The sequence below is a fragment of the Nostoc sp. CALU 546 genome, from assembly GCF_048836525.1.
The window spans coordinates 1-15,204 of sequence record NZ_JAWJTF010000155.1; the positions used below are offsets into that span (position 1 = coordinate 1).

11 protein-coding genes are annotated in these 15,204 nt (G+C 36.9%); 9 read left to right on the forward strand and 2 right to left on the reverse strand.

Features of this window, described 5'->3' with window-relative positions; all coding sequences use genetic code 11:
* Positions 1 to 313: 313 nt before the first annotated feature.
* Positions 314 to 1,489, reverse strand: coding sequence for an ISH3 family transposase (locus RRG12_RS39745; RefSeq protein ID WP_420762984.1), 1,176 nt, complete (start codon positions 1,487 to 1,489; stop codon positions 314 to 316).
* Positions 1,490 to 1,635: 146 nt separating this feature from the next.
* On the opposite strand from RRG12_RS39745, the gene RRG12_RS39750 reads away from it, so the two are divergent.
* The 6 genes from RRG12_RS39750 (at position 1,636) to RRG12_RS39775 (ending at position 7,931) form a co-directional block, all read left to right on the forward strand.
* Positions 1,636 to 2,670, forward strand: coding sequence for a hypothetical protein (locus RRG12_RS39750; RefSeq protein ID WP_420762985.1), 1,035 nt, complete (start codon positions 1,636 to 1,638; stop codon positions 2,668 to 2,670).
* Positions 2,671 to 2,739: 69 nt separating this feature from the next.
* Positions 2,740 to 3,384, forward strand: coding sequence for a ribonuclease III domain-containing protein (locus RRG12_RS39755; RefSeq protein ID WP_420762986.1), 645 nt, complete (start codon positions 2,740 to 2,742; stop codon positions 3,382 to 3,384).
* Positions 3,385 to 3,595: 211 nt separating this feature from the next.
* Positions 3,596 to 5,437: a GmrSD restriction endonuclease domain-containing protein gene (locus tag RRG12_RS39760; RefSeq protein WP_420762987.1), complete on the forward strand. Its 1,842-nt coding sequence runs from the start codon at positions 3,596 to 3,598 to the stop codon at positions 5,435 to 5,437.
* Positions 5,438 to 5,619: 182 nt separating this feature from the next.
* Entirely contained in the window at positions 5,620 to 6,372 is a 753-nt protein-coding gene (locus RRG12_RS39765) for a CPBP family intramembrane glutamic endopeptidase (protein ID WP_420762988.1), read from the forward strand.
* A gap of 361 nt (positions 6,373 to 6,733) precedes the next feature.
* Positions 6,734 to 7,333, forward strand: a complete 600-nt coding sequence (locus RRG12_RS39770) for a hypothetical protein (RefSeq protein WP_420762989.1) — start codon at positions 6,734 to 6,736, stop codon at positions 7,331 to 7,333.
* Positions 7,334 to 7,355: 22 nt separating this feature from the next.
* Positions 7,356 to 7,931 carry a hypothetical protein gene (locus RRG12_RS39775; RefSeq protein ID WP_420762990.1) on the forward strand — a complete coding sequence of 192 codons (576 nt, stop codon included), beginning with the start codon at positions 7,356 to 7,358 and terminating at the stop codon, positions 7,929 to 7,931.
* Between the two features lie 123 nt (positions 7,932 to 8,054).
* On the opposite strand, the gene RRG12_RS39780 is transcribed toward RRG12_RS39775, so the two are convergent.
* Positions 8,055 to 8,534: a cupin domain-containing protein gene (locus tag RRG12_RS39780; protein WP_420762991.1), complete on the reverse strand. Its 480-nt coding sequence runs from the start codon at positions 8,532 to 8,534 to the stop codon at positions 8,055 to 8,057.
* A 145-nt stretch (positions 8,535 to 8,679) separates the two neighbouring features.
* On the opposite strand from RRG12_RS39780, the gene RRG12_RS39785 reads away from it, so the two are divergent.
* From RRG12_RS39785 to RRG12_RS39795, 3 genes are all read left to right on the forward strand, one after another.
* Positions 8,680 to 13,704 carry a RecQ family ATP-dependent DNA helicase gene (locus tag RRG12_RS39785; protein ID WP_420762992.1) on the forward strand — a complete coding sequence of 1,675 codons (5,025 nt, stop codon included), beginning with the start codon at positions 8,680 to 8,682 and terminating at the stop codon, positions 13,702 to 13,704.
* 66 nt (positions 13,705 to 13,770) lie between these two features.
* Complete coding sequence (locus RRG12_RS39790) at positions 13,771 to 14,334, forward strand: type IV pilin-like G/H family protein (protein WP_420762993.1); 564 nt, start codon at positions 13,771 to 13,773, stop codon at positions 14,332 to 14,334.
* 569 nt (positions 14,335 to 14,903) lie between these two features.
* Positions 14,904 to 15,204: hypothetical protein (locus RRG12_RS39795; RefSeq protein WP_420762994.1), on the forward strand; the 301-nt coding region annotated here is incomplete at its 3' end.

A 15,204-nucleotide genomic window follows, 5' to 3' on the forward strand; every position in this document is an offset into this window, starting at 1 on the left:
TTTTTGGCAGTGCAAAGCATCAAGGGTAAAAACGACTTGTTGACCACAAAACTCCGAGATTAATTGTTGTACAATCGCCACCTCACTAATTTTTTTATTAGGAACATTGCTATGCAGTCCTGAGTACAATTCCCCGAAGATTGACTATAAACTCGATACTGTACTATTATCAGTAAACCAAAAAGTTTTTAAGAGAAGAGCGATCGCTAAAATACTTATATTTTTTGATACTTCTTTATATGTAATTCTCTAACCAGCAGACACAGTATAGATTAAGATTACTTATGATTAGTTGGCCGAGAGATTTTCAGTGCTAACCTGTTGGAATATAAATGCTTTCAACTACTTGATATTTGCGCTGTAGGGCTTGAGATAAAAAGGCTAACATCTGTTTAAGTGTAAAAAGTGTACGATAAATTAATCGGCTACCTTTCCTTTTGCGACTTATTCTAAGCCAGAGGAGGTTAACCCAAATATTAACTAAAAGAAAGGATATACCAACGAATAGCAATCTTAATGCTGGATTCTTATTATTTGTTCTAATTCGACAAATATTTTTAAGCCGATAACTACTTTCGATGCCAAATCTTTTTCGATAATCTTGATATATATAGTCTAAATTTGTTTTGATTTTATAAGTAACATAAGCAAAGTATTGCATCCCATATTTTTTACGCTTTCCTTTTCTATATTTACAGACAATCCATAAATCAAAAGTGACTGAATCATCTTTGTCTCTTGTAATAGTATGAGTAGTTTTATAGCTTTTTCTTCCCTTCAAAAACTGTTTAATTCCTCCCTTTTTTCCGGTTTTGATAGCAGGCATCATAAATGGAATATCTAATGCTTGCAACCATCTAATTACAGGAGTATTAAAAAATCCCCTATCTAAATAGAGTTTTTTTACATTTATTTTAAGAGATTCAAGTTCTGCCAATAAATAAGTAATTATCGCTACACTAGTATCTAGTCGGCGAACACCTCTGACTGCTAGGGTTACACGCTTATTTTTGTTAATGACATATAAAGTTGCATAGGCATAAAATGAATGAGTACCAGATTTAGCTTCACTTTTATATATGTATGGTAATTCTAAGAGTGTTGGCTTACCATAATAACAAATTAAATTTAAATCAATCGCTATTTTTAAACATCCTTTTTTTAAACCCAAAGGAATTCGACTTTTCAGTGATTGATTTATTTGCGCCTCTAGCTCTTCAAAATTATTGATTTTTTTGAGATGATATCTAATATCGTTAGCTGTAGGAACATTCTTTAATAGTTTAGCTGTGTTCTCAATACTATCTCCACTACTGGCTGCTTTTATAAGAATCTCGAATAAAGTTTGCTGGTCACATACTCCTTGAGTTTCAATCGAAAAATTTTCTACTAAACATTCAATAACTTCATCTAGGGTTTCTAAGTCTGTTAAAATTGGTTCTTCTGTAGACTTAATCCTCTTAGCTTTTCGTAGAGATAAAACAGTCAAATTTTTCAGCCAATATACGACACACTCCTTTGATCATTTCATATTTTGAAGTGCTGTAAAATATGATAACTATTTTTTAGATAATGAGTATTGGATGATACTTGTTTCACCGTACTCATTTCTTGGTGATATCTCCTGTATCACTAGTGGTTCGACCTTTTAGGAAAACTTTTTGGTTTACTGATTATGCCAACAGTGAAAGCCAACTGTTACGGCAAGCTTCTCGCCTATCAAATCTGAATAAAAAACTCGTAGGAGACTTAGCCCAAAATGATGGAGACATCGCTAGTATTGAACCGAACCCCAACATCCCTACCATTTCTAGTGTCAACACATTGGGGGCTTCTATTTATGGTGATACCCTATTTGATGATGAAATTCTGCCAGGATACATCGACTTTGTTCAGAGCTTAGTCAAAGCTAGAAAGATAGAACAGGGTAATTTACAAGAAGATGCCTATAAAAAACAGGAAACTAGCCGCGACCTTTATACCCAAAATGAGATTCTGCATAGTGAAGAACTAAGCAAATTACTAAAAGAATTGGGTGAAGATTACCAAGCCAATCCAATTGCTGTAGGTCGCCGCACTGGTGAAAAAGATGAAGCTACCGGATTAGTGGCGTTGACAGTGCAATATTTTGGCCCAAATGGAGAACCAATTTTAGAGAAACAGCAGACTTTGTTCTGGAATGACCAAACCGGGGAAAACGATGGTTATGGTATGGCGATCGCTACTGCCTTCAAAACTCCGATAGCGGGAAATGTTTTCTCCTCAAAATATTTACTATCATGCGCTCAATCTTTATATAACAAACTGGTGGGCTTAAAACAGCAACAGGTTGCTGAATTAGAACAGCCAGAAACCCTAGAAAACATTAGCGTTACCTCTGAGCGGATTACTAAAATTCAACGTCGGGTGAGTATGCTTGATCACTTTCCAGCAGGTTTAGATCGAGCAGCTGTTAAGAGTACGTTAAAAAAATTAAACACTTGGAAAGAGATGAAGCCTGTACAAAAACTTTTAAAAGAGTATACCGATGGGAATAAAGCAATTTTGGATGATGAAAACTTTGTGATTCAGTTAGTGCAAGATACAGACAAACTCAACCTAATTACATTTGAAGGAATTAAACCTACCAGTATACAAGTTTCTTTAGCTGCTCTTTTATTAAGGGCATAAGCGATTGCAGTAGACATACTTTGTTGTTTTTACTACTTTTTAACTAAAAATCATCATCATTATTAAATCATGACACAATTGTATAAACCAGAACAGCAAAGACAACAGCAAATTCAAGCTTTTTTGAAAGGAATTGGTATAAGTGAATTTCAGGCAACAGAAGCGCTAGAAATAGCTTTAAGACACCCATCATTTATCTATGAATCAAATGTAGATAGGCAGACAAAAGATTTACAAGAGAAAGCTTACAAACGGCTAGTTCATTTAGGAAATGCAATTCTTGGTGCTATTGTTACTGACTATTTATATGAAAGATTTCCTGAGTCTACACAAGGCGAACTTACTGAGGATAAACAATCACTTGTAGATAAAGCCCAATTGTCAGAATTTGCTATTAAGTTAAATTTACCAGAGTTCTGCCTATTGGGAAAAAGTCTAAAAGGAAAACCTTTAAATGAGCAAGAGAGACTTTTTGCAGAAATGTTTGAGGCTGTGCTTGGTGCAGTTTATTTAGGATTTAAGCGTGATTTTTCTCAAGTTAGCTCTTGGCTAATTAAGCGCTTTCTAGCAGATGCTTTAGACGAAATTCTCAATGATGAAGAAGACGATGAGGAGAATTTTGAGGATATGAGTCTTGATACCAGAGATTACTTAGGCATGATTGGCTTAGAAAATTTTCCTGACTATGGATGGGTCCCTGGTGATGATGATTAGATCACCCCACCCAAACCAAGCAAGGAAATCTACCAAACAACAGTATATTGGCTATTCCAAGGCAGCCCCAAGTACTACCAGATTATCGACACGTATCCGCGACTTTGAGCAGATGCCTTGGCTTCTCATCACTATGCAATTTTGAACGAGTTATTGGTATCCAACACTTTTTTACGAAGCATTCAAACAACTTATCAGAAGAAATATCTATATGTCTACATTTGATTCTACTAAAACAAGACTAGAGACTTTACTGAAAGATATCATCACAGGTGAAATTCAACTACCCGATTTCCAACGGGGGTGGGTTTGGGATGATGAACACATTCGTTCACTGTTAGTCAGTATTGCGCGTTCTTTCCCTGTGGGAGCAATTATGCTGCTTGAAGCTGGTGGTGATGCTAAGTTTAAAGCTCGGCCTGTTGAGGGAGTAGATCCAACACAAGCAACACTTGATAAATTGAAAAAGCTTATTCTCGATGGGCAACAACGGCTGACTTCATTAACGCAAGTATTAATATTTAAGCAACCTGTTCAAACTCGTGACTTTAAGAAAAAATTAGTACAGCGTTATTATTATATTGATATTGAAACGGCCTTATTAGGTCCAGAATATTACGAAAGTGCGATTATTAGCATTGATGCAAATCGCATTCAAAAAGAAAACTTTGGGCGTGATGTTAAACTTGACCTCAGCACACCTGAGAAAGAATACGAACACTTTTATTTCCCTTGCAATCAAATTCTTAATTCAGACACTTGGGAACAAGGGCTAAATAAATTACACCCAAATAAATTTGGACGTTATATGGAATTTCGCCTCCAAGTGCTTAATGAATTTCGTTCTTATGATCTGCCAATCATCGAACTCAATCGCAATAACAAGAAAGAGGCAGTATGTCTTGTATTTGAAAAAGTAAATACAGGAGGCGAACCATTAACAGTCTTTGAACTGGTTACAGCCAACTATGCTGCTGATAATGTTAACTTGCGGGATGAGTGGTTTGGTAATAGTCAAGAAAAGCTCGAAGGTATTCAAGCTCACCTCAGAAAACAACGTTTGTTACGGGAAGTCGAACCTACGGAGTTTTTACAGGGGCTGACACTATTGTACAGTTTAGAGAAACGCCAGCAAGACTTAAAGGCGGGTAAAACTGGCAAGCAAATAACAGGTGTGACTGCCAAACGCGAAGCTGTTCTATCTTTAACTGTAGATGCTTTCCAAAAATGGAAACAGCCTTTTATGCAAGGTTACTGGAAAGCTGCGAAATTCTTACGTCAGCAATCGTTTTTCTCAACTAGCGATTTACCTTACCGCACCCAGCTTGTGCCACTTGCCGCAGTCATGGCATTGCTTGGCGATCGCTGGCTGGAACCGAAAATCCACGACAAAATTGCCCGTTGGTTCTGGTGCGGTATCCTTGGCGAATTGTACGGCGGGGCAGTTGAAAGCCGTATGGCTTTGGATATTCAAGAGCTTATCAACTGGATTGAGGACGGTAAGGAAGAACCTGCAACTGTTCGGGATGCTAATTTTCAACCTGCACGTTTAGGGACTTTGCGTTCCCGAACTAGTGCTGCATATAAGGGTATCAATACCTTGATTCAACGTGAAGGTTCTCAAGATTTCTTTTGGAAGTCCACTATTCGAGATTTAGATGAAAGCGATTGGGAAGAGCGCAGACTAGATATTCATCACATTTTTCCTAAAAGTTGGTGTGACAAGCAGGGTATTCCCGCATCTCGCTATAACTCTATCCTCAACAAAACTCCAATATCGTTTAAAGCAAATCGCATGATTGGCGGTAAAGCTCCAAGCGAATATCTGGTTCAGCTTCAAAAGCATGACAGTGTTCAGCTAGACGATGCAGGCATGAATGCAATTCTGGCAACTCATCAAATCGACGCAATAACACTGCGACAAGATGACTTTGAGAGTTTTATGGCATCGCGTCAACGGATGATACTTGCCAAAATTGAAGCTGCTATGGGCAAGCCTGTATTGGCTGTGGATGATTCAGTATTCAATCACGTGACAGATGAAGACGAGTAATCAAAAATTAATTAACTTAGCAAAATGACCTACTCCTTATTCCAAGGCAGCCCCAAGTACTACTGCATCATCGACATATATATCTGCGACTTTGAGCAGATGCTAAGGCTTGCAACTGGTTATGCGAAAGATGTGGTTGCCGTGATGGATTTAAACTTGCTTTAACCCACTAAAAGATAATCGTGAAAACTGAATTACCTCCATTTAGTAATTGTGTTATATTCTTTGTACTTTTCTTAAGTATGATGTATTTGTATAGCAGCATAGCTCAAAGAAAATTAATTAAAAAGCAACGAAAAGTAGAAAGACCAAAATCTAGTTTTGGCTTTTATATTTTATGGAATCAAATTTCGCTAATTTCCTTTTTTTCCATAACGTATATTCTAGGATGGGATGCACCATCAGTTGGTTTAAAATTTGAAATATTACCAGTATTTTCCTTAATAACTGGCTTAATTTGCTATTATATATTTGTGTTAGTTGTAAATAAAATTTTAAATCTTTTAAGAGTCAGTCAAATTGTAGAAAATGATGCTTATCTCGTTTCTGTAAGGCTTATACCACGGCAAAAGCTTCAGAGAATTTTATTTTTGATTGCTGTATGTATATTAAATCCAATAACAGAAGAGTTGATATTCCGTGGAGTACTAGTACATCAATTAGGCATATATATAAATAATTATTACCTGGCAATTATTCTGGGCTTATTTGTAACTGTTGGAAATCATATCTATCAAGGACGACTACATATTATTACGCATATTATTTTTTATATTTTTACTGTAACATTGCTTTATTCAGATGTAGGGCTTGTTGGGTCTATAGGTTTTCACTTGGCAGGAGATATTTACCCGTTCATGCGGCTTAAATATGAGGCTAATAACTATAAAAAGCGAAGAAGGGAGAAACGTAGGGCTAAATATGTTTCCAATTAGAATATCAGACATAGCGAGTAAGGAAATTTAGGGATGAGAAAGTAGGGATCGCTCTTAAAGCAAAGCGTAGCTAATCGATTTTCTCTCTTACTGACGAAATTTCTGCTGATGTGGGCTAGTGCAGTGATGGGGTAGGGTGTTGGTGGAAAATCTGACGCGGAGATTCAGTTTGGTAGCTTTTGTGTTAGAAAAGCCCCTGCCAAGGGAAAACTTAAAACAAGAGCCTATGTTGAAAAACTTAGCTGTAATTCGTCAGCCGAACGCTACAAATTGCAAGATTACACAATAGGAATGGCAACGTGTACATGAATTAAGAGGATAGCGATCGCTCATTCGTAAGGAAAAACTAACGGTAGAGGCGATGCCTTCAGCAGGCGTTTCGCGATCGCTTCCAGAAATAGAAAAAATAAGAAGCTCCGTAATTTATCAAAAGGTAATTCCTATGAATATTGAAAATGTAAGTCCTCAGATGCAGAGAAGGTTTAAAATATTAGATGAAATGCTAAAGAAAGGTTATATAAAACCAATTAAGCCATTGTTTGACTTCTTGCCATCATTATGTTTTGATGCCGAAAAGACTTCTGAATTTAATAATGCTCCTCAAGAACTCAAGAAAGAATTCAATCAAAATATGTTTTCTTGGTACGCATTTTGGCTAGGAATATTTGCCTTTACCCAAACTAAGTTAGAAAAAGATTACTTAATTTATTTTAGTAGTTTTATCGTAATAATATCTCTTCTACCACCAAACCCATTTGATACAGGTTTGGGATTAGGAGCTAGTATTTTTTTGAGTCGAGCTTTTGTTTTTAGCCGCTATTATCAATACAAAAATTATGGTAGATGCCCTAGTAACAGAAATACATTTTCAGCTATTTTTATTTCACTTATTTATTTTTGCATACTAGTAATAGTTAGTGCTATTATCCAGACCATTCTTTATCCTGCTGATACGAATTAAAATTAGTAATGGATAAGTTGCTATGTTTAGGAAAATAGATAATATGCTTTCATCAAAATATTTAATATTCACATTTCCTATATTAGCTAGCATTGTATTAGTAACTAATTCGCTCAATATAGCAGATGCTGCCACTAAATTTAATGATATTGAAGTTTCAAGATGGAAACAAAAGAATCAAAGTTACATTGGGCTGCGCTATCGAGATGTACCTAAAGGTTTGAAAGATTTAGGAGGATGGATAGTGGGCGAAACTCAAGCCGGAATTGAATATGCAATAGCTCGTGTTCAAAAGGGAAATCAGGATATGCTATGGTTTGAAATTCTTGTTTCCAGAGATAGTAAAGGAACTCCAACTTTTCTAGTAATAGATGTACTAAAATTGCCTAAACTAAATAAAATAGACCAGATAGGACATGGTGGTTCATGTCTCCGGAATAAAGTGCGTGACCCAGAAATAGTAACAATTGCTGAGTATCAAGATGCTGAATACTGGAGAAAGATTAAAAAAGCTTGGCGCTCTAATCGCAACTCTGGCCAGTTTGAAGAAATTTCTACTCGCAATATCATCTGTGAAAATCCAGGATGGGGAGTTTAAAATAACAAGAACTGCGATCGCTCCCCAACCCCATGACCAACATCTACAACCTGGGATTGACCGATAAGGATTTGGTCAAGGTAAACCCACAAAAATAGTACAAAAAGCATCCTGCAATTATTGCTAGTAGGGACTCGGAGCAGGTTCTCCCACACTGTTAGTCCAGATGTCGTCTGGCAGCGATCGATTGCGGTGACACACCCGATCAAGGTCAGGATACGTGATTGTGTCTACTGCCGCTCGGTTGCCGACTACTAGGCATCGCGTTGCCAAGGCACTGCGATTCTCAAGGAAGTGACCTACCGCCACTCCTGCTTGAAAAGTTGCAGCGTCGCCAGGACGTAATACAGTCTTTGTGTCTCCTTCAATGAGCGTGATCTCGCCTTCGAGGACATAGACCATTTCATCCTCAGCACTATGCCAATGCTTGATAGATGAACGAGAGCCAGGTTGCAGAACTTCGATGAACGCGCCAAACAGGGTAAGCCCTCCTGCTTCGCTGATCCAGAGGGTGCGATTTGGCTCGTGCGCGGCGTGAGAAGGGCTTTCCTCTACGACGAAACGATCAGGAGTGATAACAGTCATACAGAAGTGGCAACGCATACATGAGTTAAATCAATAGTATTTTCGTACTATTTATTGACAAATAAGGACTTGTTGCTAAAATCTTTGAACAAAGTCAGGGTAAGTTAAGTTAGTAATTTTTTACAAATGAAATTGCGAAAAAGCAATCTAATCAAGGATTCTCATGCAAGATTTATCAAATATTGACTTATTTTATGCTTATTTAGACTTAGAAATTAATAGTGAAAATAATAATATATATCGCATAGGATTGGTATCTCTGAACTTAACAAAAGATTTTTATCAAGAGAATCTAAATCAGGCTTACGAAGAAATAAGGAAGCTGAAAAATAGTAAATTAGCAGTATGCGGTCACAACTTCCGCCGCTTTGATTACCCTTATTTGATTGAGCAAGAACCGCAATTATCTTCTTGGTATATAATTGACACTTTAGAACTATCAATACTTGCTTTCCCGTTACAGCATTCACATAAGCTAAATAAAGATTATAAGCAAAGTGAATATTCAAGTAATAACCCTGTAGAAGATGCACAGGCAACTCGATTATTACTTGGTCAACAATTAGAAGCACTATTTAAAAAACCTGATGAAGTACAACAGGTATATATTTGGCTCCTGACTTGTGGTTGCGAAGATGCAGACCTTGCATATCAACAATTTTTCAGCGATCGCCTTGGTTTGAAGATTGAACAACCCGCCATAGAAATGCTGCCAGAGACAATGCTAAAGGGAATAAATCAATCCTATTTGCAGCAGGTATGGTCTAGCCCACAAACTTATGATTTTGAGACAAGATTATGTGTGGCGGGATTACTGGCTTGGAACTATGAGTGCAATACCAATGAATCGAAGCAGATTTTTTGTGATTGGCTCAGACATTTAAATGGTTTTCAAGCCGTACTTGAGAATTTGCGTCCTTTAAGTACAGATGAATTTGCTATCAGCTCTTACTTGGAATATTTTGAAATTCCCAGTTTTCGACCTTTGCAAGAAGAAGCTGTGCAAGCAATTATTAATAATGAGCGTCCGCTTGTTCTCATGCCTACTGGTGGTGGTAAATCTTTATGCTATCAATTACCAGCTTTCATGTTCCACGAAAGGCACAAAGCGCTTACTGTCGTCATTTCACCGCTACAAGCACTAATGGCAGATCAGGTAGCAGATTTAGAACAAGCTGGGTTTTTCTTCGCCACCTTCATTAATGGTAATCTCTCAGCAGCAGAACGTCGTCAGCGATTATCAGAACTGCGTTCTGGTTCCAAAGGGTTACTGTACATCAGCCCTGAGCAATTGCGGTCAATGAGTATTCGGGCATTGTTAGAACAGCGCCCTCCGGTTCTTTGGGTGATTGATGAGGCTCACTGTGTTAGCCAATGGGGCCACGATTTTCGTCCCGATTACCGTTATATCCCGAAATTTATTTATGAATTATATCAAGAGCGGCAGCTTGCAATGCCTTTGTTAGCTTTAATGACAGCAACAGCAACAGTTGCTGTTGTTGAAGATATTAAAGAGCTATTTGCCCAACACGAACTAAATATAAATCGTACAATTGATGGGGCAACAACAAGAGATAATCTAACTTTTAATGTGATTCCAGTAGCAGGGAATAAAGAGCAAGTTTTGTTGAATCAAGTAAAAGAAGCTCTTAAACTAGGTGGTAGTACACTGATTTACACTACTACACGCAAAAATGCCCAAAAGCTAGCAGAAATTCTTAACCAAAGTCACATTGAAGCTAAATATTATCATGGGAAACTTGCAAAAGAACAAAAACAACAAGTTTTGCAAGAATTCAAATCAGGTAAATTGAATGTAGTTACTGCAACTTGTGCCTTTGGTATGGGCATCAACCGTAAAGATGTACGCGCTGTCATTCACCATTGCATGAGTGCCAATTTAGAAGGTTACATCCAAGAGGCTGGACGGGCAGGACGTGACGGCAAAAAACCATCAATTTGTACTTTACTCTTTGATCCAAAAGATGCTGATACAGTTTTTCGTTTGCAAAGTCTGAACCAACTGAGCGAACAAGATTTAAAAAATGTCTTGATCTCCACCAGACATATCCGCGATCTTACTTTTGGCAGTGCTAAAGATGATTGGTTTTGGGTGACAACCAATGAAATTTTTCAACTGGGCGACTTTGATGAAGAGTTTGGTGAAGAACCAGAGCAGCAAAATACTAAGATTAAAGCAGGGTTGCATTACTTAGAAAAATTTGGTTTATTAGAACGAGCCGAAAATTTTTCAAGCTTTATCGAATTTGAACTAAGCCATGATACCTTTGCTGACTCTATAGAGCAGTTTGAGGAATACAGCCGGATGAAGGATTTATCACGGTTTGAAGCAGACAACTTTGAGCGGCTGATTCAAGCAATGCACATTGCGAAAGCTTATTGTAATAGCAATGATCAACCGTTTCCTCTCGACCGCCTCAGTGATGAAGCTGGAATTAGCTTACATGACCTGACTGCTAGAATCCGTGAACTGCAAAAGGCTGAAGTCTGTTCTTTTGAAATACCAATTACACTTGTGATTACTAAGGGTGTAAGAGGAGATGCCCGTAATAATCATGAACGCATTCGCCAGTTAGAAGACCAATTACTCAAAGTGCTTAATGAGTTGTTTGGGAATGAAAATGAAATACAAATAAATCTGCGTGGACTTGCTTCTCGACTTGACCCAGACAATAGTAAAAAAATCAGAGCATCCAACATCATAGATATTTTGGAAGGTTGGGTTGCTCAAAAATGGCTAAAATTAAGTAGAATTTCTAGTGATGTGGTTCGCTTAGGAGAAATAGAAGTTGCAGAGCATTTACCTGAGCATAAAATTCTCACAACTACAGTATTGGAAGTTTTATATCAAGCATTGAAAGATACAACAGGGGCGAGATTACCTCTGAAGTACGAATTAGGTAAACTTGCTAAAGAAGTTACCCAAAAAATTCAACTTGACTGGAATAATGAAGAGTTAGAAGTTATTCTTTTGTGGCTACACCAGAGAAAAATCATTCGATTAAGTGATGGGCTGAATCTCTTTCAACAGTCGTTGAAAATCCGTGTCATAAAAAATGCAAGTGTTTCCACAGTAAAAAGCCATTACCATGAAGTTAAAGCTCACTATGATGAACAAACTCGTCGCACTCATTATATGGTGCAATATGGAAAACTAAAGTCAGCGGAACAACGTCAGCAATTCGTTAGTGATTACTTTGGCACAAATAAAGAAGAATTTATTTCAAAGTACGAATTTTCTGTAGAAGATATTATCGAACCTGTTCTTATAGAAGATTACAAGCGTATTATAGAACCGCTTAACCCTGTTCAAAAAGAAATCGTTCTAGCTTCAGACCCAACAATGGCAGTGATAGCAGGCCCTGGCTCTGGTAAAACAAGAACTATTGTTCACCGGATTGCTTATCTTGTAAAGGTTAAGCGAGTTGAGCCGAAGCGTATTCTTGTTTTAGCTTACAACCGTAATGCAGTTAGAGAATTACGGTTGCGGTTGCGTAATTTGATTGGCGAACAACCATCACGAATTCGGGTCTTTACTTTCCACGGTTTAGCCTTATCACTTTTGGGACGGACAGTAGGTGAATACAGAGGAACTCAGACAATAAATTTTGATCGGCTTTTGGTTGAAGCTTGCGAATTAATTGAAAAAGGCGAAGAATTTGAAGATGCAGATGAAGATACTCAGGCACGACAAATTCAATTATTAGGAAAATTAGAATATATATTTGTTGATGAATACCAAGATGTCACTGAGAAAGAATATCGTTTAATTAAGTCAATTTCTGGCTTAAATCAATCTGAGGATAAAACCCAGTCGGTACAAATTAATCTCTGTGTTATTGGAGATGATGACCAAAATATTTTTACGTTTCAAGGTGCTGATACTAGATATATCCTCCAATTCCAAGAAGAGTATAAAGCAAAACGATTACTACTTAACGAAAATTACCGTTCTACAGAAAATATTATTGAAACTGCTAATTGTCTTATACAAAATAACTTAATACGCTGCAAACAGGCTCCAGAAGAGCAAGTTCGTATTAACTCTGAACGCCAAGGATTGAGAGGAGAGGCAGTCTCCGCTTTAAAGTTCAATAATTTATCACAACAAGCAGGATGGGTTAAAGACAAAATTAAATCTTGGGTCAACGTAGGGATTGCTCCTCATGAAATCGCTATTTTAGCTAGTCGTTGGGATGATTTGAGTCCTATCCGCTTGCTTTTAGAAAGAGAAAGTATATCTACTTATGCACTGAAAAATAATACTATTCCACTACTAAAAAACCGTTGTACTCGTCTACTAATTAATGCTTTGCAGAAAGACTATAGTCTAGTTTTAAATTCTGAAGAATTAGTTCAGAGAAGATTTGAGGCGTTTTTTGAACGTACTGGTCGTAGCTTAACAGAACCTACTGTTAAAATCTTAATAAATATCGCTAGAGATTTAGATAAAGAACGAGGCTATGGGTCTGAAGATATTGTACTACCTATTAGTATTGATGAAATATTGACTGCTATATTTGAGTTTAATGAAAATGGTGAATCATTCTTAGAAGAGAACTCAGTTTTAGTCACTAGCTGTCATGCTTCAAAAGGTTTGGAGTTCCGTAAAACCATACTTTTAGGTGATGGATTTAAAACTAATTGTAATGATATGGAATCAGAACGACGACTCTTTTATGTTGCTATGACTCGCGCCAAAGAAGAATTAATTGTTTGTTCTACTCAGCAGAATTTATTTGTACAGCAAGCTGGTTTAACTTCAGAGGTTATTGATTATAGTGAAACTCAACTTCCTCAGTTAATGCGTTACTTTGATTTAGCTCCAGGTAATGTTTATTTAGGATATCAAAGTACTCAAAATAGACAAAATGTTATTAAAAATTTATGTGAGGGTGATATTCTTGAGTTAAGAGCAAATAACCATAATAATGCTTGGAGAATTTTCACACTAAATAATGATGAAATTGGTTGTCTATCAAAGAGGGGAACACAACTTCTTAAGCATAAAGGTATTTTCCCTGGACAGTTCCAGTTTCAGCCCGGTGAAGTAACAGTCCGATATGTATATCACCATACTAAGAGAGATGATATAACAGGAGAAATTTCGGAGAATTGGTTTGTTGTAATTCCACAAATTCGAGTATGTAGAAATGCCAAAAATTAAATTTATGGCGATCGCTGCTACCATCCGAGCAATACTATCCCAATGAAGGGTAGAATGCGGCTATTTATGAAATATGCACTATTAGTTTTAAATTTGTATATGTCTGATGTAAATAAGCCAAGTAACCATAGCAACAATATCTTTAAAAAAATCTTGTTAATTATTGGAACTGGAGGATTATTACTTGGGATTCCGATTATGTTCATTCGAGTTCCACCAAGCTGTGGCTGTGGTGATAGCAGTAAAGCTACAGTTGGAAGATTTATTAAGGCACAACAAGTATATTTCTCGGAGAAATCAGCTTTTGCTCAATCGTATAGGTTGTTAGAGCTTGGAGATGGAGATGCACCAACAGCTACAAGTCGCTATCGCTATACCGTAGACATGAGTAAGGATAAGTCATTTATATATGCAACTCCGATAAAAGAATTCCCAACTGATGTATTTCAATTAGGACTGACCAAACAGGGCTTCAACAGCCTGATAGGTGCAGTTGCTTACGAGCAAAAAAATAAAACTACTATTTCAATAATGTGCCGCTCCGAAAAACAGACTTTAGCTTATCCTCCCCGACCTATTTTTAAACAAGGTAATTTTAGCTGCCCTATCGGTTTTGAAAGTATCAAATAAAATAGTATGCAAACATTTAATGACGTTTTTAGGAGGATTTATCGGAGTCATAATCATGCCCCTATATTGATAATACTTACCAAAATTGAAGCTGCTATGGGCAAGCCTGTATTGGCTGTGGATGATTCAGCATACAGTAATGTGACAGATGAAGAAGAATGATTGGAGATAAATTAACTTAGGAAATGATTTACGAGCTATTTCAAAGCAACCCCTAATACTATTGCATTATTTACGGCATCCATTACTTTGAGCAGATTAAATCTTGTGAAATATTATGAAGAAAAAGTTGTTAAATCCATATATTATAGCCCTGATTTTATTAAGCTTAGTTATAAGCGTTTCTAACCAGACTAGAGATTTATATCAAACAAAAAATACACAAATAAACCTTAGTCAACTTTTCGCTACAGCCAGATGGAGATTAGATTCACAACAGCAATACAAAGAAGTTCGAGTGCCTTTCACTCAAAAAAAAAGGCTTAATATATGTACAAGCGCTTTGGGCAGGTAAACAAGTTAACTGTGTTATTGACACTGGTGCGATATACATTTCATGGCCTCAAACATTGAACTTGAAAGCAAGGCCCATAGGAAAACAAGTTCAAATGCTTGGGATTGGGGGTAAATATAGCATACTAGGGGAATGGGTCTTAGCACCAAATATTAAATTAGGTGGTTTTGAGCTAGAGAATATACCTACAATTTCACAAAAAATAGTAGAGAAAGCTGATGGTCAGAAGATTTCCATAGCAGAAGCAGAAGGCATTAATGAAATTACATTAGGTAATACTGTTTTTCAAAACCTTGTCTTGACTATTGATTATCAAAAACAAGAAATAATTTTACGACCCAGATTCCGCAGGTGTG